The organism is Paenibacillus sp. Marseille-Q4541 (genome assembly GCF_018310695.1).
Taxonomy (GTDB): Bacteria; Bacillota; Bacilli; order Paenibacillales; family Paenibacillaceae; genus Paenibacillus.
The window spans coordinates 181,245-203,974 of record NZ_JAGXCY010000002.1 but is presented as its reverse complement, the minus strand read 5'-3'; the positions used below and the strand labels follow the sequence as shown (position 1 = coordinate 203,974).

The 22,730-nt window shown below is 43.4% G+C and carries 20 protein-coding genes; 16 read left to right on the top strand and 4 right to left on the bottom strand.

Translation table 11 applies throughout. The features are described 5' to 3' along the window. Positions 1–29: 29 nt before the first annotated feature. Positions 30–1,274, bottom strand: a complete 1,245-nt coding sequence (locus tag KFT32_RS03575) for an MFS transporter (protein ID WP_211745749.1) — start codon at positions 1,272–1,274, stop codon at positions 30–32. A gap of 192 nt (positions 1,275–1,466) precedes the next feature. On the opposite strand from KFT32_RS03575, the gene KFT32_RS03570 reads away from it, so the two are divergent. The 4 genes from KFT32_RS03570 to KFT32_RS03555 all read left to right on the top strand — a co-directional run bounded on the left by KFT32_RS03570 (position 1,467) and on the right by KFT32_RS03555 (position 5,130). Then, positions 1,467–2,141, top strand: coding sequence for an SOS response-associated peptidase (locus KFT32_RS03570; protein ID WP_211745748.1), 675 nt, complete (start codon positions 1,467–1,469; stop codon positions 2,139–2,141). 212 nt (positions 2,142–2,353) lie between these two features. Next, complete coding sequence (locus KFT32_RS03565; RefSeq protein ID WP_211745747.1) at positions 2,354–3,490, top strand: NADH-dependent flavin oxidoreductase; 1,137 nt, start codon at positions 2,354–2,356, stop codon at positions 3,488–3,490. 102 nt (positions 3,491–3,592) lie between these two features. Beyond that, positions 3,593–4,042 carry an OsmC family protein gene (locus KFT32_RS03560; protein WP_211745746.1) on the top strand — a complete coding sequence of 150 codons (450 nt, stop codon included), beginning with the start codon at positions 3,593–3,595 and terminating at the stop codon, positions 4,040–4,042. A gap of 14 nt (positions 4,043–4,056) precedes the next feature. Beyond that, on the top strand, positions 4,057–5,130 hold the full coding sequence (locus KFT32_RS03555) for a lactonase family protein (protein WP_211745745.1): 1,074 nt from the start codon (positions 4,057–4,059) through the stop codon (positions 5,128–5,130). Positions 5,131–5,222: 92 nt separating this feature from the next. Here the strand turns inward: KFT32_RS03555 and KFT32_RS03550 are convergent, their stop codons facing one another. Further along, complete coding sequence (locus KFT32_RS03550) at positions 5,223–7,094, bottom strand: LTA synthase family protein (protein WP_211746009.1); 1,872 nt, start codon at positions 7,092–7,094, stop codon at positions 5,223–5,225. A 400-nt stretch (positions 7,095–7,494) separates the two neighbouring features. Here KFT32_RS03550 and hxlA point away from each other — a divergent pair, with 400 nt between their 5' ends. From hxlA to pdxK, 6 genes are all read left to right on the top strand, one after another. After that, the gene (hxlA, locus tag KFT32_RS03545; protein ID WP_211745744.1) at positions 7,495–8,127 is read left to right on the top strand and encodes a 3-hexulose-6-phosphate synthase; all 633 of its coding nucleotides are present in this window, start codon (positions 7,495–7,497) and stop codon (positions 8,125–8,127) included. Between the two features lie 6 nt (positions 8,128–8,133). After that, positions 8,134–8,688, top strand: coding sequence for a 6-phospho-3-hexuloisomerase (hxlB, locus tag KFT32_RS03540; protein WP_211745743.1), 555 nt, complete (start codon positions 8,134–8,136; stop codon positions 8,686–8,688). Between the two features lie 66 nt (positions 8,689–8,754). Continuing rightward, on the top strand, positions 8,755–9,156 hold the full coding sequence (locus KFT32_RS03535; protein WP_211745742.1) for a winged helix-turn-helix transcriptional regulator: 402 nt from the start codon (positions 8,755–8,757) through the stop codon (positions 9,154–9,156). A gap of 138 nt (positions 9,157–9,294) precedes the next feature. After that, on the top strand, positions 9,295–11,094 hold the full coding sequence (gene pepF, locus KFT32_RS03530) for an oligoendopeptidase F (RefSeq protein ID WP_211745741.1): 1,800 nt from the start codon (positions 9,295–9,297) through the stop codon (positions 11,092–11,094). A gap of 52 nt (positions 11,095–11,146) precedes the next feature. Beyond that, positions 11,147–11,605 (top strand): DUF2500 domain-containing protein, encoded by a 459-nt coding sequence (locus tag KFT32_RS03525; RefSeq protein WP_211745740.1) that lies wholly within the window; start codon positions 11,147–11,149, stop codon positions 11,603–11,605. A gap of 248 nt (positions 11,606–11,853) precedes the next feature. After that, positions 11,854–12,666, top strand: a complete 813-nt coding sequence (gene pdxK / locus KFT32_RS03520) for a pyridoxine/pyridoxal/pyridoxamine kinase (protein ID WP_211746008.1) — start codon at positions 11,854–11,856, stop codon at positions 12,664–12,666. Between the two features lie 84 nt (positions 12,667–12,750). Here the strand turns inward: pdxK and KFT32_RS03515 are convergent, their stop codons facing one another. Continuing rightward, positions 12,751–13,620: an alpha/beta hydrolase family protein gene (locus KFT32_RS03515; protein WP_211745739.1), complete on the bottom strand. Its 870-nt coding sequence runs from the start codon at positions 13,618–13,620 to the stop codon at positions 12,751–12,753. A gap of 105 nt (positions 13,621–13,725) precedes the next feature. Then, positions 13,726–14,547: an alpha/beta fold hydrolase gene (locus tag KFT32_RS03510; RefSeq protein ID WP_211745738.1), complete on the bottom strand. Its 822-nt coding sequence runs from the start codon at positions 14,545–14,547 to the stop codon at positions 13,726–13,728. Between the two features lie 321 nt (positions 14,548–14,868). Here KFT32_RS03510 and KFT32_RS03505 point away from each other — a divergent pair, with 321 nt between their 5' ends. From KFT32_RS03505 to KFT32_RS03480, 6 genes are read left to right on the top strand one after another with little or no spacing between them, the layout of a single operon-like run. Next, complete coding sequence (locus KFT32_RS03505) at positions 14,869–16,938, top strand: bifunctional aldolase/short-chain dehydrogenase (protein WP_211745737.1); 2,070 nt, start codon at positions 14,869–14,871, stop codon at positions 16,936–16,938. Positions 16,939–16,989: 51 nt separating this feature from the next. Continuing rightward, positions 16,990–18,210: an L-rhamnose isomerase gene (rhaI, locus tag KFT32_RS03500; protein ID WP_211745736.1), complete on the top strand. Its 1,221-nt coding sequence runs from the start codon at positions 16,990–16,992 to the stop codon at positions 18,208–18,210. Further along, positions 18,207–19,685 carry a rhamnulokinase gene (locus tag KFT32_RS03495; protein ID WP_211745735.1) on the top strand — a complete coding sequence of 493 codons (1,479 nt, stop codon included), beginning with the start codon at positions 18,207–18,209 and terminating at the stop codon, positions 19,683–19,685. Before rhaI ends, KFT32_RS03495 begins: the two co-directional genes overlap by 4 nt. Positions 19,686–19,731: 46 nt before the next feature. Continuing rightward, positions 19,732–20,460, top strand: coding sequence for a (Fe-S)-binding protein (locus KFT32_RS03490; RefSeq protein WP_211745734.1), 729 nt, complete (start codon positions 19,732–19,734; stop codon positions 20,458–20,460). Continuing rightward, entirely contained in the window at positions 20,457–21,968 is a 1,512-nt protein-coding gene (locus KFT32_RS03485) for a LutB/LldF family L-lactate oxidation iron-sulfur protein (protein ID WP_211745733.1), read from the top strand. Before KFT32_RS03490 ends, KFT32_RS03485 begins: the two co-directional genes overlap by 4 nt. Beyond that, complete coding sequence (locus KFT32_RS03480; protein ID WP_211745732.1) at positions 21,961–22,686, top strand: LutC/YkgG family protein; 726 nt, start codon at positions 21,961–21,963, stop codon at positions 22,684–22,686. The genes KFT32_RS03485 and KFT32_RS03480 overlap by 8 nt, the downstream gene beginning before the upstream one ends. Positions 22,687–22,730: the final 44 nt, after the last annotated feature.

Sequence of the window (22,730 nt, the reverse complement as noted above, 5' to 3'; positions counted from 1 at the left end):
TGATCATCGTTTCCTACGATGATCCTTCATCAAATCAGTTCATTACGTTTTTTGAGGTATACATATAAAACGATACTAAACAACGCACAGAGAAACGTACATAAGCCGATAAAGCCATAACCAAACTGAAGACCGGTACGAAGTGCCGTATCTGAACCCGTATCTGCATGTAGATTTTTGGTACCATCAATTATTACTCCAATTAAATAGTTACCAATGACATTACCAATGCCCATGAGCGTTACGGTAAAAGTGATGGCGGAGTCACTGCCTTTCGCGTATCTTCTTGCTATCAGCGCCATGACGGTAGGATAAATTGGTGCGATTCCAATACCCGCTAGTGCGAAGAAAATAGCTCCGGGTTCTCCGGCAATAATGGCGATCAGCGTACAAATTCCACTAAATCCGGCGAGTATAACAAGGGATAAAGTAAAACCGATTCGGTCGATGAACGGACCAAGCAAAAGCCGTGCTAGCATGAAGCAGAGGAAGAAGGCAGACAGCATTCCAGCTGCACTTTGTGCATTCCATCCATAAGCTTTTTCCAGGAAATTAACGAGCCATCCCCCTACGCCCATTTCGGCAATAACCCCAAAGGTTAGAATAATAACGACGAGCCAAGCAGCCTTATCTTTTAGTAATTGACTGAAGGGCATCCGGTCCTCTTCTGCTGTTTGATCTTCAGAGAACTTACTTAAGAGAGCTGGAATAACTGGAATCAAGGACAACATCAGGATAATAAGATACATCCCCCTCCAGTCGAGCGTATATCCGAACAAAGTAAGACTCATGAGCCCGGAAGCGATTAACGGAGCAAAAGTTGAACTGAGACCATAGAAGAAATGTGCAAGGTTCATCATCGTACCCGTATTCTTAATGAAAATCCGAGCACCCAGAACGGCAAGCGCAATCTCGAGCATTCCATTCCCCAAATACATAAGGAAATATGACCAGGCAAGAGAAGTGTAGTTATGAGACAGAAAGATAAGGATGCCTGAAAAAGCCATAAAAACAAATGAAAAAACACTTATGTATTTAATACCAAACCTTCGAACAAGCAGAGCGGTAAAGGAACAGGCGATTAAATATCCAAGTGAATTTAGAGACAAAAGTGTTCCAACCTGCATTTCATCGATATGGAAATCTGCCTGCATTCGCGGAATAGCAGGTCCTTTCACATTTTCCGAAAAACCGAACATGAGAAAACCGATAAAAACGGTGGCAAGCTGTAGAGCGTAATTTCGATGATTGCTCCATACGTTTTTTAATTTCATGATGAAATTCCTCCAGCTGTTATTTTCATGCAAAACGAAATACAAAACAAAGATGATTATACGCTCCAATCAGAGAGGTGAAAACCCAAATTTTTCATTTATTAGAAGTTGAATGAATTATTCATAAAAAACGATGCATATTTTTCCCTTTCTTTGTAAACAGTAAAGGAAAATTTAGGGGGGTTACAAAGGATGTGTAGACGTTATTCGCTTGCAGCAGATTTGGATGAAGTTCGTGATCATTTTGGCATTCAGCGGGTTATGTATTATTACAAAAACCGTTACAATATTAGCCCGACACAACATGCTCCGCTCATTCTTCATGAAGATGGGGAACGTGTCCTGGACGAGTATCGTTGGGGATTTATTCCTTTTTGGGGCAAAGATGCTGTTAATGCTGACTTGATGTCTGTTCATGACAATGTTACTTATCGAAAAATGGTTGAAACGAAACGTTGTGTTATTCCCTGTAACGGTTTCTTTTACTGGCGTCAGGAAGGTAAACGAACCTATGCGGTTCGCGTAGTTATGCCAGACCGATCCATGTTTGGAATAGCGGGACTGTATGAAGTTTGGAAAGATACCCGTAAGACTCCACTTCGTACCTGTACGATGTTGATGTCGGATGCAAATCTCACTATTCGTGAATTTGACAGCAGAATGCCAGCGATATTAACGAAAGATTCTATAGACGCATGGCTTGATCCAGAGGTTACAGAAGTGCACAAATTGCTTCCTCACCTCACGGCATATCAGGAAACACCAATGGAAATCTATCCGGTATCTCCTCTTGTCGGAAATGACAATCATGATTCATTAGAATGCGTCAAAGAAGTCGATATGCGAATGGCTTTGATCAAACCTTAAAAGGAGGCCAAATACACATATGCATACCAAGGCGGCAATATGAGTCGCCTTTTTGGTATGTTTTTGTATGTAGGAGGTTTATAATCTTGCATGAATAGTTTAAAGTAACTATACTTGTTTCAGTAAGAGATAAAAGGTTTACAACATACTCATGTTGCATACTCATATGAGGCAGACAGATATATTATGAAATTGTAGGGAGTGATGGAGAGATGAATTCGAAATATAATCCTCTTTTTGAGCAGGTTACCTTGCCAAATGGAATGATCTTGAAAAATAAAATTATGATGGCACCAATGACGCATTCGTCCTCGAATAACAATGGCACGGTATCGGATGCAGAGCTTGCCTACTATGCACGTCGATCTGGAGGAGCAAGTGTGGTTGTTACTGCGGTTACGTATGTGTCAGACAACGGCAAAGGGTTCCCCGGCCAGTTTTCGATTACAGATGATTCCTTCATACCCGGACTTACGAAACTAGCTGATACCATTAAGGAACAAGGAGCGAAAGCAGTTCTGCAGATTTTCCATGGTGGTAGATTATGTCCGCCGGACGCCGTAGGTGGTGATGTGGTCAGTGCGAGTACAATCCCAAGTGAAAAACCTGGATCTCCTGTGCCACGTGAACTGGAAGATGCCGAGATTGTTTCTATTATTGAAGATTTCGGAGAGGCTACTCGCCGTGCGATCGAAGCCGGGTTTGACGGTGTGGAGATTCACGGTGCGAACGGCTATTTAATTCAGCAATTTTTTTCTCCTCATTCGAACCGCAGAGAAGACCGCTGGGGTGGGGATGTTCAGAGAAGACTGTCTTTCCCAATGGCGGTGATTGATTCCGTTCAATCCGCTGTCCAAAAACATGCGAAAAGTCCATTTATCGTAGGTTACCGATTCTCTCCAGAAGAACCAGAGACACCAGGGCTTACAATGGAAGAGTCTTTCGTGCTGATGGATGCATTAGCGGAGAAAAATCTCGATTATATTCATGTGTCTCTCCTTGATTTCTGGTCCAAACCAAGACGCGGGGCAGATGATTCGAAATCTCGCATGGAATGGCTTGTTGAGCGTGCTCAGGGTAAAGTTCCTGTCATAGGAGTAGGTCTCATTCATACACCTGATGAGGCATTGGCTGCATTAGGTACGGGTATTACCATGCTCGCACTTGGTAGAGAACTTATTATTGAACCTGACTGGGTAGAGAAGATTGAGTCTGGTAACGAAGAACATATTGCAGTACATCTGTCAAAAGAGGATCAGGAGCGTCTCGTCATTCCAGATCCGCTGTGGAACATGATTCTGGGTGTGCCAGGCTGGTTCCCTGTACTTGAAACAGGGGAGTCAAAGTAATATGATTTGTTAGTCGGAAGCTTCGTTTGAAGCCTTCCGGCTTTATTTCATTTCTTTAGTTACTCTATGATATAGTAAGAAAGACAGAGAGGATGACTGCAGATGAAACACCCATTTGTACTTGAAGCCGTATGGAACGGTGGAAGAGACAGCGACGGTACCATTGAAGCTGGACAACTCAAAACAAAAATTTCAATTCCGAAGGAAATGGGTGGGCCCGGGATCGGCACGAATCCCGATGAAATGCTGCTTGGAGCAGCGGCAACCTGCTACCTTATTACACTCGCTGCAATGCTGGAGCGGTCTGAAATTTCAGTGGAAAGTCTCACGCTTACTTCAGAGGCGACAGTAGATGTGACGAATAATATATTTACTTATGAAGCCATTACTCATCGTCCGGTGGTGACTTTGAAACAAGGTTCCTCAGAATCAGAAGTGGACAAGGCACATCGTTTGTCACATAAAGCGGAAAGTTCCTGCATGATTTCAAGAGCTGTTGAAGGAAATGTACAATTAAAAACAGAGCCCAAAGTGCTCGTAGCCAGTATGTAAGGGGGAAACACAACATGACAACTTCAAAATTATTGGTATTTACAGGTTCTTATTCAGAAAAAGAAGATTCAGGGATTCATGTCTATGAACTTGACGAAAGTACATACGAGCTTTCACTGCTCAGTCAGGAAAAGGGATTGAAAAATCCGACCTTCCTTCATGTGGACAAAGAAAAAAATCGTCTTGTTTCCATTGGAGAAATGTCGGCAGCTGATGGTTCCAAGGCAGGCGAAGTAATTGCCTATACGATTAAGCCGGAATCTGGGGAATTAGAATTCATGAATCGTGCTCAGTCCGCTTATGCTCCAACATGTCATGTACAGAAGGACCCACAAGGGAAATATCTCGTTATTTCCAGTTATCATGGGGGGACAGTAAGCCTAGTGTCACTGAAGGAAGATGGCAGCATTGGTGAAATGCTCGATTCCAAACAGCATGCGGGTCAGGGATCTCATCCAGAACGTCAAGACCGTCCTCATGTACACTCTGCTTTTTTCTCTCCGGATGGACAATATATTATGGTCCAAGACCTAGGGCTTGATAAAATTTTTGTGTACCAAATCGATCGAGAGAAAGAAGAGCTTGTGCTCCATCGTGAAGTGAATACCCATGCAGCAGCTGGTCCAAGACATCTTGTGTTCCATCCAAATGGAAAGTATGCGTATGTGATTAACGAAGTTGATTCTACGGTAACTTCTTACGCTTACGATGGACAAGAAGGCAATTTAACTGAGATTCAAACATTGCCTACACTGCCAAACGACTTTACCGGTGAAAATACATGTGCCGAAATTACGATTTCAAGTGATGGACGTTTTGTATATGGTTCAAACCGTGGACATGACAGCATCGTCGTATATGCGGCTCTTGACAACGGATCACTAGAATATGTACAGCATATTTCCACAGAAGGCGCTCATCCAAGACATTTTGCGCTGACCCCAAGCGGTAATTTGCTGCTTGTAGCGAATCGGGACACGAACAATATTACTTTGTTCCAAGTGAACAAGGAGACAGGTGAGCTTACATATACAGGCAAACAAATGGAATCACCGAAGCCAGTATGTGTGTGGCCTGTATACATGTAACTCGTATTTACGTAATTAGAAGGTATTTTACTAAAAAAAAGACAGCACCTCATCTTCCCGCTTTTATGTGAAGGTATGGGGTGCTGTTCTTTTTATTTTTTAAGGGGAAGCTGAGAAATATAGCTATGTGACAAATCCAGCAGAGAAAGTGCGTTATAGAAATCTTTTTCGGTCGTCTTATGATCCGTTTCTTTAATATTCTCCAGTTTATGGTGTTCCCCATCATCATATCCACTACCAGATATGAAAACTTCACTGCTGTTCACAAAGGAACCCGTTGGCAAATAGTAGCGCTCTGGTAACAAGTTATGATTCTGTTCATTTAATAAATCCTGACCAAAGTGGACGTGATTCTCAAGCGAAATACCGAGCAGGTTTGATAAGGTTGGCAAGATATCGACCTGTCCTCCGATTTGTTTTTGCTCACCTGTCGGGGTAACACCGGAAGATGCAATGACAAATGGAATATTAATCATATCTGGATAATCATAAGAATGCCCCAGCACTTCATTCAGAAGGGCTAGATCTTTATCATCAAGAGAAGTAGTAGGAAGTCCTAAGTGATCTCCGTAAAGAGCAATAACACTGTTATCCCATATACCGCGTTCCTTCAGATCTGCAATAAAGTTTCCGAGTTCGGCATCTGCATAATGTTGTGCACGGATATAGTCTCCCACAAAGGTGTCGTCATATCGATCTGGAAGAGATAGCGTCATTTTGTCTTCTGGCAGGGTAAATGGATGGTGCGCTGTCATGGAGATAATTTGTGCATAAAAAGGATTCTCCGCTTGATCCATCTCTTCCAGCTTTTCCGCCGTTTTTCGGTAGAGGACATGGTCTGAAGCTCCGAAAAACACTTTGTCTTCTTCACCAAAGAAGGACTTATCATAATATTTATCAAAGCCTAGCGAAGAATATAATTCGCCCCGATTCCAAAATTCCACCACATTCGTATGGAACGTAGCAGTATCGTAACCTTCATTCTTCAGTAGTTTCGGCAGACTCGGTAAATCCTTATCTACATAATTCTGCACTGCCGCGCCTTCAGGAGGAATGTAGAATGACGTATTGACTACAAATTCAGCATCGGACGTATTTCCTTGGCCTACCTGCTGATAAAAGTGGGAGAAATAAGTATTATCTTTAACAAGCTTATTTAAATTCGGCGTTATCTCTTGTCCATCAATCTTCAGATTAACAAGAAAATTTTGCAATGATTCCATTTGAATAATGATCAGGTTTTTCCCTTTTAAAGCACCATTCAGACTCGGAACAGCAGAAGGGTCAGTTGATATTCCTTTTAAAGTATTGATTCGTTCTTGCGATATTTCTTCGGAAGGAATGAGTTCTGGTTCCCGCTGATTCAGCAGGGTGTATGCTTCATAATTGAATATGCCCATTTTCTCTGCCTTGACTACTTCATTAAAACCACCGCGGTTTGTGTATATATTCAGCGATGTAATGAGGAGTGATATACAAAAGAGGGAAGCAACGAGCTTTTTATTTGCTGGTCTACGAATGGCCTGCTTCCAGCTACTCGCGGATTTATTTCTAATCAGTAAATATCCAAATATAAGTACATCGGTGAATATGAGCAAATATTGAGGGTCAATCAGTGAAAAGACGCTGTTACTGACTGCTGTTACTTGATTTACTTGTTCTAGCGCTTTGTAAGTAACGATGACTCCGTAATATTTGTAATAAATTATAACTGCGAAGAAAATCGCAGTTAGAAGCAAATTAAAGATGGTATACACCATTAGTTTTCGCTTCGTTGCAAACCATTCGATAAGACAGAAAATGAGCAGAATAAAAGGTAGTTCTTTGAGCATGATAGCCCAAGAAGGTCCATTTTCAAAAACACCAAACCAAGCAACATAGCTTTTAAACAGCATAATTAGTGAAAAAAACAATAACGAGCGAGAACAGATCATAGTAAGGAATCTAGACGTCTTGGCAAGCATTTGTGATTTTTGCTCAGGTTCATTCGGTGCGTAGTTTATGTAGGCATCGTCCTGGGCTTTTACTTTTTCGAGTGGTGGTTTCATCAATTATACTTTTGCCGTGTCCTGCAGCCGGACAAAAGTTTTCCCTCCCTGCTAATTTCTATCAATTTATAATATTTATCATACCTCTTAGCATTATAGTATAGCTCTGACCAGCGAATCAAACGAGTAAATCTATGAACGGTTTTGGTCGTCAACAGAAGTTGGAAAATGCAACTTCTTCTCAATAGTATCCTCCAGGTAACTACCCTACTTCAAAGTGCGTACTTCCGCTTTAGAAAGGATGGACTTAATATGAGTGATACAGACGATCTAAACTTAGTTTGTAATTAACTTAAATATAGAGGAGCGTATATTAATGAAATTACAATTAGCACTTGACCTAGTAAATATCCCGGAAGCGATTGAAGTCGTAAGAGAGGTTGAATCTTTTATTGATGTTGTCGAAATCGGAACACCGGTTGTCATCAATGAAGGACTGCATGCAGTTAAAGAAATGAAAAAAGCATTCCCCAATCTTACCGTACTTGCAGACCTTAAAATTATGGATGCAGGCGGATATGAAATTATGAAAGCTTCCGAAGCTGGGGCAGACATTATTACTGTACTCGGTGCGACCGATGATATGACAATCAAGGGTGCCGTTGAAGAAGCTAAAAAGCAAGGTAAAGAAATTCTTGTGGATATGATCAACGTCAAAAACATCGAACAACGTGCTAAAGAAATTGATGCTCTTGGTGTGGATTACATTTGTGTTCATACAGGGTATGATCTTCAAGCTGTGGGTCAAAACTCATTTGAAGATTTACAAACCATCAAAAGAGCAGTAACACAAGCAAAGACAGCAGTTGCTGGCGGAATTAAGCTGGATACCTTGCCAGAAGTAATCAAAGCGGGACCAGATCTCGTTATTGTTGGGGGCGGTATTACAGGACAGGAAGATAAAAAAGCGGTAGCCTCCCAAATGCAGCAATTAATTAAACAAGGGTAACGAAAGATGATGGTAAAGAGTAATGTAGTATCTATTCTTAGGGAGCTAGAACAGGCAGCGAATCTCCTTAGCGAAAAGGAGTTAACGGAAGCGATGCTCCTGCTTGCAGAAGCAAGTCAAGTATTCGTGGCGGGGGCAGGACGATCAGGTCTGATGGGAAGATCTTTTGCCATGAGACTCGCACATCTTGGGGTACCCACGTTTGTCGTTGGAGAGACAACCACACCTCCCATCCGCAAAGGAGATGTGCTCGTTCTCTGCACCGGTTCTGGTGAAACCAAAAGTCTACTTTCTATGGCACAAAAAGCAAAATCGTTAGGTGCTTCTGTCGTAGTCCTTACCATTCATAAACAATCTTCGATTGGTCAGCTGGCTGATGTAGCTATTCAAATTCATGCTGCTGCGAAGGAAGATGAGGGTGAGCGAAAATCAATCCAGCCGATGGGCTCTCTTTTTGAACAAAGCCTAATCATTACGCTGGATGGAATCATTCTGTCGTTAATGAAGAAGATGAATCAGGATACAGGAGCTATGTTTCAAAGGCATGCCAATCTCGAATAGCTTGCGTCCCCTTTTGCCGGGAAAGATGAAGATGTAGTACACTGGGATAAAGGGGGCTTGATAACTGTGGCATCTGAAGTGAAAGAGCGTATTAATTTGAAAGAAATTAACTGTGAGAAGGAACTGACACTTGCCGTTATTGGCGGGAAGTGGAAGCTAATTATATTATGGCATTTGGGTCTTGAAGGGACGAAGCGCTTTAGTGAACTTAAAAAGCTGATTCCCCATATTACACAGAAGATGTTAACCAATCAGTTGCGCGAGCTTGAAGAGGACCGACTTGTACACCGCAAAGTGTATGCAGAGGTTCCTCCCCGAGTAGAATATTCCCTTACCGATCATGGTCAGAGCCTGATGCCTGTACTCCATGCCATGTATAATTGGGGCAAAGAGTACGGCGAGAACGTCATCTGGAAAGATGAGCGTGAAGAGACGTTAGGTACAATGAATGAGCTAATTGAACAATAATCATGAATCAAGGACTCTTTTCTGGAAACAGAAAAGAGTCCTTTTTGTAGTTTTTTGAAAAAAGAAGGGGAGGAGGTTTTATGATACAATGGAATAAGTTGGTCCTAAATTACGATGTTGGAGAGGGGAGCTTTACGTATGTCCAAAATTTTAACAAGGTCTGAAGTCAGTACCGAATCCACTTGGAATCTGGAGGATATTTTCGCAACCAGAGAAGCTTGGGAGGAAGAACGTAAGTCCATTGAGAAAGACATCTCTTCAGTAACTCGGTATGAAGGGAAATTGGGGGAAGGGGCAGGCGTACTACTCGCATGTCTTGAAGCCCAGGAAAAACTTCAGGGAAGATTGCAACGAATGGGTGCGTATTCATATCTTCATCAATCGGGGGACAGCATCAATCCAGAGAACCAAATGAATGCTTCTAAGGCAAGGGATGTATCTTCGGCGGTAAGCTCAGCCCTCTCCTTTGTAAGATCAGAAATTCTTTCCCTTCCGGATGGAACAATTGAAGCCTACATAGAAGAGGAGCCGGAACTTAAAGTGTTTGAGAGAAGCTTGAAGTTGCTGCTTGAATCAAAACCACATCGTCTATCACCTGAAACGGAAAAGGTACTTGCTTCCTTCGGGGATGTATTGGGTGCACCTTACCGTATCTATGAACGCAGCAAACTTGCGGATATGACGTTTTCTTCTGCCGAAAATGGGCGAGGAGAAGAAGTACCGGTATCATTCGCTTTATATGAAAATAAATATGTAGAATCTGCAGATACCGATTTGCGCCGGAATTCGTTCAAAGCGTTTAGTGAAACACTGTATAAATATCGTAATACGTTTGCAGAAGCTTATGGTACAGAAGTAAAGCGCCAAATCATCGAATCAAGGCTTCGCGGATATGATTCTGTTACGGAGATGCTACTTACACCTCAGCAGGTAACAACGGAGATGTATAATAATATACTGGATATTATCCAAGAAGAGCTAGCACCTCATATGCGGAAATATGCCGCACTTAAGAAACGGGTTCTAGGCTTATCTGAGATGACTTTTGCGGATTTGAAAGCCCCGCTTGATCCTGATTTTAGCCCTGGGATTTCATTTGAAGAGGCAGGAGAATTGATCAAAGAAGCGTTATCTATTCTTGGCCCTGAATACGGTGAGATTGTAGCTGACTCCTTCAGCAAGCGATGGATTGACTACGCTGATAACGCAGGTAAAAGAACCGGTGCTTTCTGTATGTCTATACCGGATGTACATTCCTACATTCTGATCAGCTGGTCGGGTAATATGAGAGGTGCCTTTACCCTCGCTCATGAAGTTGGTCACGCCGGACATTTGATGCTTGCTGGAAAGTATCAACGTCTCATCAATGCAAGACCGTCGCTTTATTTTATTGAGGCACCGTCTACAATGAATGAGTTGCTGCTGGCAGATCACTTAATTCAACGCTCCAGTGATCCTCGCATGCGGCGTTGGGTTATTTCTCAGCTCCTAGGCACTTATTTCCATAACTTTGTGACGCATCTTTTGGAAGGGGAATTGCAACGTCAGGTGTATGGGCTGGCGATGAATGATGAGCCAATTACAGCCGTGAAGTTATGCGAGCTCAAGGGTAAAATTCTATCTGCTTTCTGGGGAGAAGATGTCATTATTGATGATAATGCATCCCTCACTTGGATGCGTCAGCCACATTATTATATGAGCTTGTATCCTTATACTTATGCAGCAGGGTTAACTGCATCGACCGCCGTTGCTGAAAAGATTCGTAACGAAGGGCAGCCTGCCGTAGATCGCTGGTTAGAAGTACTGAAAGCTGGAGGAAGTCAAAGCCCGCTCGAGCTCATGAAGCTAGCAGGAGTAGACATGTCGCAACCGGATCCGATCCGTAGTGCCGTTCGTTATGTAGGGGAACTGATTGATGAACTGGAAAGTCTATATTAAGCTCTATGGTTCATATTGCAGGCTCTATCCTAGTATAGGAAAGAGGTAAGAGATGTTCGAAAGTCGATATCTATTTGGTTATGATTTTAACAGTTACGATGCTTTTACTGAAGTGGACGAGGGTTTCTTTTCAGGCTTCGGAGGATTCTTTTCCGGAGGACCACCATTGTTCAACTTTTTATTTACGATCATCCCACTAATCATTGTGGGAACGATTCTTTTTGTTATTATTAAAGGACTTACTACCTATTTTCGTAATAATGCTGCTGAACGTCTGACGGAGCAGGCACGCATTCTGACCAAAAGAACGAATGTGAGCGGAGGTTCCGGTGACAGTAGTGCTTTTACGACCTATTATATTACCTTTGAGTTTGAGGACGGGCACCGCTCGGAATTTCAGGTGAAAGCAGATGAATATGGTCTGCTTGTTGAAGGAGACGAGGGGAGACTTACTTATCAGGGAACCCGCTACTTAGGGTTTGAAAGAATGAAAAATCCACTTAGATCATGAAAAAATAAATGCGGACTTGATACGTCTAAGGTACGAATCCGTAAAAGGACTGCCCGATCATCTCGAAGGAGAATGGATCGCGCAGTCCTTATTTTTGATAAGATATGTTAAACTAAATGAGAAATAAGAAGAACATTATCTTGCCAAAGGAAATGGAGATTTATTATAATCTTACTAAATGGGTATGGATTATAGCCATTAAATTTTTTGTTAATAAAAAGTTATTTACTAGCGAAGGGAACATGAACATGACGATAAGAAAAGCATTAACGGTAGCCGGCTCAGACACGAGTGGTGGTGCTGGGATTCAAGCTGATTTGAAGACGTTTCAGGAATTTGATGTGTACGGGATGACAGCTCTTACGACGATTGTATGTATGGAACCGAACACATGGGATCATCAAGTATTTCCAGTAGAACTCGGGATTGTGGAGACCCAACTCAAAACGGTGATTGAAGGTATTGGTTTTGATGCGATGAAGACCGGCATGCTCGGTTCTGTCGAAATCATCGAACTGGTATCTCGTTATATAGATCGCTATAAACTTAATCGAATTGTAATTGACCCTGTTATGGTCTGCAAAGGGACAGATGAAGTGTTGCAACCGGAAAATACAGAAGCGATGATTGAGTTCCTTCTTCCGCGTGCTGATCTCGTAACGCCTAACGTATTTGAAGCTTCGCAACTTGCAAAAACAGGTCCAATTACGACCCTGGAACAAATGCAGGAAGCTGCATCCATCATTCATGACCTGGGAGCAAAACATGTCTTGATTAAAGATAGAGGAAAGATTCGTGAAGGTAAGGCTGTTGACCTTCTATATGATGGACAAACTTTTGAATGGTTTGAAGCGGGTGCCATTCTTACACAGTATACACACGGTGCTGGCTGCACGTCTTCGGCTGCGATTACAGCGGGACTTGCCAAAGGACGCACGGTTCGTGAATCAGTTTCTGGCGCAAAAACATTCGTTACGCAAGCCATTTCTAATGGTTTCCCATTGAACAAATTTGTTGGTCCGACAAGACACTCCGCACACCGGATTCCGTCAGCTAAGTAAGAAACTGTGCGTTATCTAAATGTGTAAAACATAAAAAAGGCTGCCCATTGTAGTTTAATACTACACGGGTAGCCTTTTTTCGAATTACATTGGAATTGCTGTTTCTGTATTCCCTGATCCTTCACCAATCCATTCGAACATTCGAGCGATGGCTGCGCGGTGTGTTTCCTGCGGGAAATGATGACCAAGGCCTTCATAGCGATGAAAATTAACATCCGCATCTACTTCACTTAAGGAGTGGTACATTTTCTCCCCTTGACTGAAAGACACTTGAACATCTTCTGTACCATGAACAATGAGCACGGGGCAGCTTAGTTCTCCTGCAATATTAACGGGTGAGCGCTCTTCGTAAGCTTCTGGAACTTTTGAAGGAGGACCTCCAATGACACGTTTGAACGTACGGCGAAGATCGACTCGCTCTTCATAGGTTTGGGTCATATCGGAGACTCCGCTCCAGAGCACCAGTTTATGAATACTCGGCAAGGTGCGCGCAGTATAGGCTGCATTTATTGAACCTCGCGAAAATCCCATAATGCTTATACGACCAGCATCAACAAAAGGAAGCTCGGACAATAGTTTGACGGCAGCATATACATCTTCTTTGTCATCGCCACCAAAGAGATCACGACCTTCACCGCCTTCTGTACCCCGATAGGAGGGAGCGAATACGATATGATCATGCATGGCAAACTCTTCTACCCAAGGGGTTCGAACTTTGCCGAAATTGCCGATTCCACCGCGGCAATAAATAAACACAGGCCACTTTTTGGAAGCAAAATCTTGACCTGATGGATGTAGTGGTGAGTTTAGTTGTATTGCCGGGTGTTCTACACTACTAAATTTGCCTGCCAGCAAATGACGTGCTTCCTCTTCGAGAAGCTGATATCCATAGGGCAGACTAAGATATCCTTTTACTTGAAGTCCTTGCGATGGATAAGTAACATGATAAATCATAATACATGCTCATCACCTTTTGTCATAGTTGTTAGGTTCACGCTTGTACTATTATACCCCTCAGGCGATGCTCATCAAACGCTGGCTAATCATCTAATGGAAATGCTACGTTTTTTGAATAAAATCAAGCAGTGTAGCTTGAAAACGATTTTTTTCTTCGTAAAGTAACCCATGACCACTCCCCTCAAAACGATACAATAAGGAACCAGGAATATGTTGCTGAGTAGCAACTGCCCCCTGAAATTGAGCAATCTGATCATGAACCCCATGGAATATAGCCGTAGGTATTTGAATCTGTGATAAATCAGTGGACACATCTTCGTTTCTTAATGCGATTCCTGTTTGTAAAATCGAGTAAGAGGCCCCTTCAAGGCACATATTTTGAAACCAGTTTTTATATTCTGGGCTAATGTATTGATAGAAAAAGGTACCTCCAAAATCAGAGAGTGCTTGAGGGAGATCAATCTGTATCTGCTGTAGCAAATGATCAATTTGAGCCAAGGGCAAGCCAAATGAAGCTTGTTCTTTTTTTACGATTGAAGGCGTTGCTGCTCCGGCGAGAACGAGCTTCACTACTCTAGCTCCTGTATCGTATTTCGCAATAAGGCGAGCACAGATAGCACCCCCCATGGAGAATCCGACTAGAATGACATTTTCAAGGTTGAGCATATCCATTACAAGAGAGATATCTTCAGCAAATCGATCATAGTAATACCCATGCCATGGTTTATCTGACTTTCCGAATCCACGAAGATCGAGAGAAACACAGCGAAATCCAAAGTACGGAAACATTTGCATCTGATAATCAAAAATTCGGTGATTTACAGGCCAACCATGAATAAACATCATCGTTTGTCCGTTTCCGCCGTCCTGAGGACGCAGGTCTTCTACATATAGCTGTACACCAGCCTCTACCTCAATCATCATAAAAATTCGTTCCTCCTCTACAACATTGTCTTAATAAGTAATGTTCATTAGCACACTTGCTTCTATTGTTATTATGATATGCGCTGTGAACACAAGGAATGTCCTCCGGGAAAGATTGTCCCTGTCCGAGAAAGTGACTTCATTTTTTTCCAAGAAAATGCATCTTTAATGTTTGAAACAAAGATGTATTTGCTTTATTATCATTGTTTTTTCTTTAAAAAACAGAAAAATACATACTCAAACCCAAATAAAAGTGTTATACTCCCGGTAAGAACTTACAAAATATTCTAAATACAGAACCTCTGGAGGGTTGATTTCGTTATGGTACAGAATTTGTGGGACACAGGGAAAGCGGCACAGCTGAAGAAAGGGCTTGATGAGCTTGTATATCGTTCCAATCTGATTGGGTCAGATCGGAGCGTATGTAATTGGGGCGGGGGGAATACATCCACCAAAACAATCGTAGAAGATTTCCGGGGAAGAGAAATAGAGGTCATGTATGTCAAAGGCAGCGGGTCCGATTTGGGCACGATGCAAGGGAAACATTTTACGGGACTTCGGCTTGAGGATATTACACCTTTATATGAATTAGATGAAATGTCAGATGAAGAGATGGTCGCTTATCTTAGCAATTGTATGATCGATGCAAAGCACCCAAGAGCATCTATTGAAACGTTGCTGCACGCCTTTTTACCGTTTCCTCACGTGGATCATACTCATCCCGATGCGATTATTAGTATCTGCTGTGCAGATAATGGTCGTGAGATTGCTCGTGAAATCTACGGGGATCGGTTTGTGTGGGTGCCTTATATACGTCCAGGCTTTACATTATCAAAAATGATCGCAGAAGGGGTCAGAAATCATCCTTCCGCTGAACTCGTTCTTATGGAGAAACATGGACTGGTTACGTGGGGCAATACTCCGGAAGAAACATACGCGAAGACAATTCGTGTCATTCAGGAAGCCGAATCTTACATTAATCAACGTTCACAGGAGAAGGCAACATTTGGGGGAGCCCAATATGCTTCACTGGCAGAAGAAGAACGCCGACTGGCTGTTGCAGAAATTATGCCTCTCATTCGCGGAGCGGTAAGTGATGATAAGAAAATGATTCTGACTTTTGATGATGCGGAGGATGTACTCTCGTTCGTTAATGGAACAGATTCAAAAGTGTTATCTCAGGTAGGTGCAGCTTGTCCGGATCATCTCGTACATACCAAAGTAGTTCCTCTATATATTGATTGGGAGCCACAGGCAGAAAATATAGAGCAATTGAAACAGAATTTGAAGGAAGGAATTCAGCAGTACAAACATAGCTACAAGGATTATTTCGAACGAAACAAACATGAGGGAGATCAGATGTTTGAAGCAGCACCGCGTGTCATTTTGATTCCCGGTATTGGTATGATTAATACGGGAAAAAGCCACGCACATTCTCTGATCAGCGGTGCTTTGTATCATCGGGCGATTGCTGTGATGAAAGGTGCTACTGCACTCGGTAATTTTGTCTCACTTAGCGAAAATGAATCTTATAACGTTGAGTATTGGCCGCTTGAGCTCTATAAATTATCACTTGCACCAAAAGAGACCGAGTTCTCTCGTCAAGTTGCACTCATTACCGGAGGTGCGGGAGGCATCGGCAGTGAAACCGCTAGGTTACTCGTATCAGAGGGGGCCCACGTTGTGATTGCTGACCTTAATCTCGAAGGAGCAGAACGTGTCGCTGCTGAGATTAACGAGCAATATGGAGAAGGCCGTGCGCTTCCTGTAAAAATGGATGTTACAAATGAAGAACAAATCAAAGAAGCTTATCGTCAGTGTGCAATCACCTATGGCGGTGTCGATATTATTGTGAATAATGCGGGCCTTGCTACCTCAAGTAGGTTTGACGAAACTTCTTTACAAGAATGGAATTTAAATATAAATGTGTTAGGAACAGGATATTTCCTTGTTGCACGCGAAGCTTTTAAGGTAATGAAAGAACAAGAGCTTGGAGGCAGCATGGTGTTTATCGGTTCCAAGAATTCAATCTATGCTGGTAAAAATGTGACCGCTTACAGTTCAGCGAAAGCGCTGGAAGCACATTTGGCTCGCTGCATTGCGACAGAAGGCGGGGAATACGGCATCCGTGTGAACACCATTTTGCCTGATGCGATTTTACAAGGTTCCGCGATTTGGAACTCCAACTGGCGGAATGAGAGAGCGGCAGCCTACGGTATCGAACCAGATCAGCTGGAAGAACATTACCGAAAAAGAACGACACTGCTCGTAAACATTTACCCAAGAGATATTGCCGAAGGTGTCGCTTTCTTTGCTTCATCCAAAGCAGAAAAAACGACTGGCTGTATGCTTACCATTGACGGTGGTGTGCCAGCTGCCTTTACCCGCTAAACTATTGATTTAACATTTGATTGCGCTTTTTATTCGGAGGAGGGGTCTGATATGAAGGATAAAGCCTATGCTCTTTTTGAAGAGCAACAGTTAGCACGAGGAATCGATCTTCAAAACGTGAAGAAAAAACTAGGGGAGCTGAAAATTGAAACACCTTCCTGGGGATACGGAGATTCAGGTACACGATTTAAAGTATTTCAGAAAGAGGGAGTACCACGAAATCCTTTTGAAAAGATAGAAGATGCTGCGGTAGTTCATCGCTTTACTGGGCTTGCACCGAGCGTAGCGATTCATATTCCATGGGATCAAGTGGACGATTACAGTAAACTTCGTTCTCATGCAGAAGGACTTGGACTGCGCATTGGGGCAGTCAATCCGAATTTATTTCAGGCTGACGAATATATGCTTGGTAGCGTAACGAATAGCGATCGTAGAATACGGCGCATGGCAACCGACCATTTGCTTACGTGTGTCGATATCGCCAAAGAAACAGGCTCCAAAGATATATCGCTATGGTTTGCAGATGGAACGAACTATCCGGGGCAAGGCGACATTCGCAAACGAAAAGGCTGGATGTATGAGGCATTACAAGAGATGTACAGTGCTCTTGATAAAGACATGCGGATGCTGATTGAATACAAATGTTTTGAACCTGGCTTTTACCATACCGATTTGGCGGATTGGGGAATGGCGTACAACATGGCACTAAAGCTAGGGGATCAGGCACAAGTTCTCGTCGACACCGGGCACCATCTCCCAGGAGCGAATATTGAGCATATTGTTGCCTACCTTCTGGATGAGAAAAGATTGGGAGGTTTTCATTTCAACAGTCGGAAATATGCCGATGACGATCTCATCGTAGGGACTGTTAATCCATATGAACTTTTCCTTATTTTCTATCAGATTCAGCAAGGAAGTATGGATGAAGATGAGAGCATACGCAGTGGAGTAAACAACATTGCTTATATGCTCGATCAATCTCATAATATTGAACAGAAGATCCCTGCGATGATTCGGTCTGTACTGAATGTACAAACTCAATATGCCAAGGCATTGCTTGTTGATCATGAGGAAGTAGCAGCTGCACAGGAAAATAATGATGTTCTTGCCGCCGAAAATGCCGTACGGAAAGCATTTGAATTCGATGTTACTCCACTACTTCATGTATTGCGGGAAGAACAAGGGGTTCCGGTGGATCCAATGGAAGCCTATCTGAGCAGCCGTTATACTGCTGAAATTGCGGTGCGTGGAAAAGGAGGGGCGAGCTGGTGAGTGTCCTGGCGTACGATTTGGGAGCCAGCAGCGGGAGAGCAGTCCTCGGACTGCTCCACAACTCCCGTATCGAGATTAGAGAGGTACATCGATTCAGTAACAACCCGGTATTCGCCGGGGAGCGAATGCATTGGGATATCCTGAGAATTCTTCATGAAATGAAGCAAGGACTACTGAAAGCGAAGCAGGAAGGAGAAACGGTGCGCAGTGTTGGTATTGACTCCTGGGCAGTCGATTTTGGTATCGTTGGCAAGGATGGAGAGCTTCTAGGTAACCCCTACCACTACCGTGATCCGCATACAAGCGGTGTAATGGAAGAGGTACTGACAAAGATACCTGCAGAAACGATTTTCCGGAAAACAGGGATTCAGTTTCTACCGTTCAATACAATTTACCAACTGGCAGCACTAAAGAAACGGGATTCGTACTTGATGAGAGAAGGGGCACATCTCCTGATGATACCTGATTTGCTTCGTTTTTTTCTGACAGGTGAAAAACAGCATGAATTTACAAACGCAACTACGACCCAGTTATTTAATCCGGTTACGAATGATTGGGACAGAGAATTGATTCATCAAGTAGGGATTCCGGAGGAGTGGTTCGGTTCGATAGTAGCTCCGGGCACAGAAGTAGGGATGCTCAGAACCGCTGTTACGAAAGAGCTCGGAATTTCCTCTGTTCCTTTTATCGCTGTAGCAGAGCACGATACCGGTTCTGCGATTGCGGCTGTTCCGGCAAACGAAGGTCCTTTTGCTTATTTAAGCTGCGGCACATGGTCGCTCATGGGCACGGAAGTAGATGCTCCGGTCATGAATGAAAAGACTTTGGCAAGTAATTTCACGAATGAAGGCGGCGTAGACCATACTTATCGTTTGCTGAAAAATATTATGGGATTGTGGATTTTTCAAGAAACGATAAGAGAGTGGGAGCAGGAAGGTCTGAATGTTAACTACAATAAACTTCTCGGCCTTGCTGAACAAGCTACTCCTTTTCAGCATTTTATTGATCCAGATGATTCCTTGTTTCTTCCTGCGGGTAACATGACCTCAAGAATACGGGAATATTGTAAGCAAACCAATCAACGTTCACCGGAAACACAAGGAGAGATCATCAGATGTATTTTGGAAAGCCTGACATTAAAGTATCGATATGTGTTTGAACTGACGGAACAGGTATCTGGACATTCATTCAGTGGACTTCATATGGTCGGTGGAGGAATTCATAATCGCCTCCTATGTGCTTGGACCGCAAATGCGATTGGAAAGCCTGTTTACGCAGGACCCGTGGAAGCAAGTGCGATTGGGAATGTGATTGTACAATGGATTCATGAAGGCGTTTTCAGTTCATTAACAGAAGCTAGAAAGGCCATCAAGGAATCATTTCCTGTACTTACGTATGAACCAGAGGGTTCAGAAGCGTGGAAAGAAGCTTATCTCCGCTATGTAAAGTATACAAATCTTGCTGCATATGTTTAACCGCTAAAGAATAAGATGAGTTTGTTTAGATAAGAGGTGTAAGCTGATGAAAGTCTCCTTGTTTATTACTTGTTTAAGTGATGCGATCTATCCTAGTGTGGGAGAAGCAATGGTTCGTATTTTGGCTAGATACGGTGTTACGCTTCATTTTCCAAAAGTGCAAACTTGCTGTGGTCAGCCGGCTTATAATAGCGGGTACTTTGAAGAAGCCAGAACGGCAGCGAGAACCATTCTTGAAGCTTTTGAAGACAGTGATTTTGTCGTATCTCCCTCTGGTTCGTGTACTTATATGATTCATCATTATGCAGATTTGTTCAAAGATGATCCTGTGCTTGCAGAACAAGCAAGACGTCTCGAAGCAAAAACTTTTGAATTTACCCAATTTCTTGTAAAGGTAATGGGAATCACGGATATAGGGGCGCGTTTCCCTCATAAAGTCACCTATCATCCTTCTTGCCATGGCAGTCGTTTGCTTGGAGTGAAAGAAGAGCCAATGGCGCTCCTCGCGGAAGTCCAGGACATCGAATTTGTTCCCCTTCCTTTTGCCGAAGATTGCTGCGGTTTTGGTGGAACCTTTGCGGTGAAAATGGCAGATATATCAGGTGCAATGGTGACCGAAAAAGCAGAACATATCGCCGAAACCGAAGCCGAAGTTCTTGTTGGTCTGGATATGGCATGTCTCATGAATATTGCCGGTCAGCTTCGCTTCAAAAATAAGCCGGTGCGCGTGATGCACCTTGCTGAACTGCTATATGAAGGGGTGAAGTCTTCATGAGTACAGGAGTGGGAAAACATGCCGTAAGAGAACGAGCTGAAATCGCGTTACATGATGAATTTTTGCGTAGAGCAGTCAAGTTTACGACAGAAAGACTTCGTGGAGGCAAAAAGCTGGCAGCGGAAGAGCATGGTAGATGGGAAGAATGGAGGGAGCGAGGAAGACAGATTCGTCTTCATACGATAGCCCATCTGGACTATTATCTGAATCTATTTACAGAGAATGCGAGAGCAAACGGTGTCCATGTCCATTTTGCAGATACAGGTGAGGAAGCTGTGAAAATTGCTCTGAAGATTGCCGAACACCGAGGTGCAAAGTCTGTCGTGAAATCGAAATCCATGGTCTCAGAGGAACTACATCTGAATCATGCGCTGGAAAAGGCGGGAATTGAAGCCATTGAAACGGATCTCGGTGAGTATATTATTCAGCTTGCAGGCGAGATGCCATCCCATATCGTTATCCCGGCTATTCATAAAAACCGATATCAGATTGCGGAACTTCTATCAGAAGTGGCTGGAGAAACGCTGGCGCCGGATACAACGATCCTTGCCGGGTTTGTCCGTAAAAAACTACGAGAACGGTTTCTTGATGCGGATATCGGAATGACGGGTTGTAATTTTGCGATAGCAGAAACAGGGTCCATGGTCCTCTTCGAAAACGAAGGCAATGCCCGTATGGTAAGTACCCTCCCGCGTACACAGATTACGCTTATGGGTATGGAGCGAATCATACCGTCTTGGGCTGATCTTGAGGTCATGGCTACGCTCTTGCCAAGATCGGCAACAGGTCAACGCATGACGATGTACATGTCTGGAATTACAGGTCCAAAACGAACAGAAGATGCCGATGGACCGGAGCAGATGCATATCATTATCGTGGACAACGGCCGCTCCTTACAACTTGGCGATCCTGAGTTTCAAGAACTGTTGAATTGTATCCGCTGCGGTGCCTGTCTTAATGCTTGCCCGGTCTATCGACATATCGGAGGCCATGCTTACGGAAGCACTTACAGTGGACCGATTGGAGCTGTTCTCACACCTGCACTGAATAAAAATGTGGCGGAGTGGGATGACATCGCCAGTGCCTCTAGTTTATGTGGTGCCTGTTATGAGGCCTGCCCTGTGAAGATTCCGTTACATGAGATGCTTGTTTCTCTCCGTAGACGAAAGGTAGAACAGGGTTATGGAAATAAGGCAGAAACTGCGGGCATGAAAGCATTTGGAACGGTAGTTGCCAAGGCAGGTCGTTTTGGTACGGCAATAAAAATGGGGCAAATCGGTCAAAAACTGATCGTGAAAAATGGTGAAATATCGATAAAGGTTGGCCCGCTGAAGGGCTGGAACAGATATAGAGTAACTCCATCACTTGCGAAGCAATCTTTCAGACAGACATGGAGTACACTCGAGTCCGAAATTCGGACAGAGCACCTGGAAATGGACTCCGCTGTCCGAGAACGAATGCAAACCATGCTGGACCGCAGACAACAAGGGGGCGCATCTCATGAATAGACCGAATGAAGCGTGGCTAACGGAACTTGAACAAGAGTCACGCAGCAGGCAGGATGTCTTTATGGGACGAATTGCCTCTAGACTGCAAAGACCACTTGTTACAGACAAGCCGATTAGACCGTTTCAAGGATCGCCAGATTTTTGGAATGAGACCGATTGGGATCTTGAGAAGCGTGTAGAACAATTTTCTGTGCATTTTAAAAGTGTGGGCGGATATGTCGCCTGCGTTCGTAATGAACAGGAATTGCTCGCATGGATCGAGGAAAAAGCAGAAGAGCTTGAGCCAAAAAGGGTTATCCTTCAAGATCAGGAAGAGCTGAGAGCCTTAAAGCTGGAAGATTCAATTCCTTATGCTAAGGTAAGCGTTTGGAACACGGAGGATGGGACGAACGAGAAACTTGCGGCTGCGGAAGCGGACATCGGGATCGTTGTTGCCGACGGAGTCGCAGCTTATACCGGTTCAATAATGGTAAAGTCGGCCAAGGAGAAGGGTAGATCCGTTAGTTTATTACCTACGGTCCTATTTCTCATCGTTCCAAAAGAGCGTATTCGAACGAGACTTGGCGAACTTCTTACCGAACTTGATGAACAGGGAAGAGAGAATTTACCGGCAGGTGTTCATTTTATATCGGGACCAAGCCGTTCTTCTGATATAGAGAATGATTTGACCATCGGAGTTCACGGACCCGGGATTGTATACGCCATTATTGTAGGATAAACCAGAATCAAGTGAAGGCCTCTGATCACAAAATGAGAGAGGTT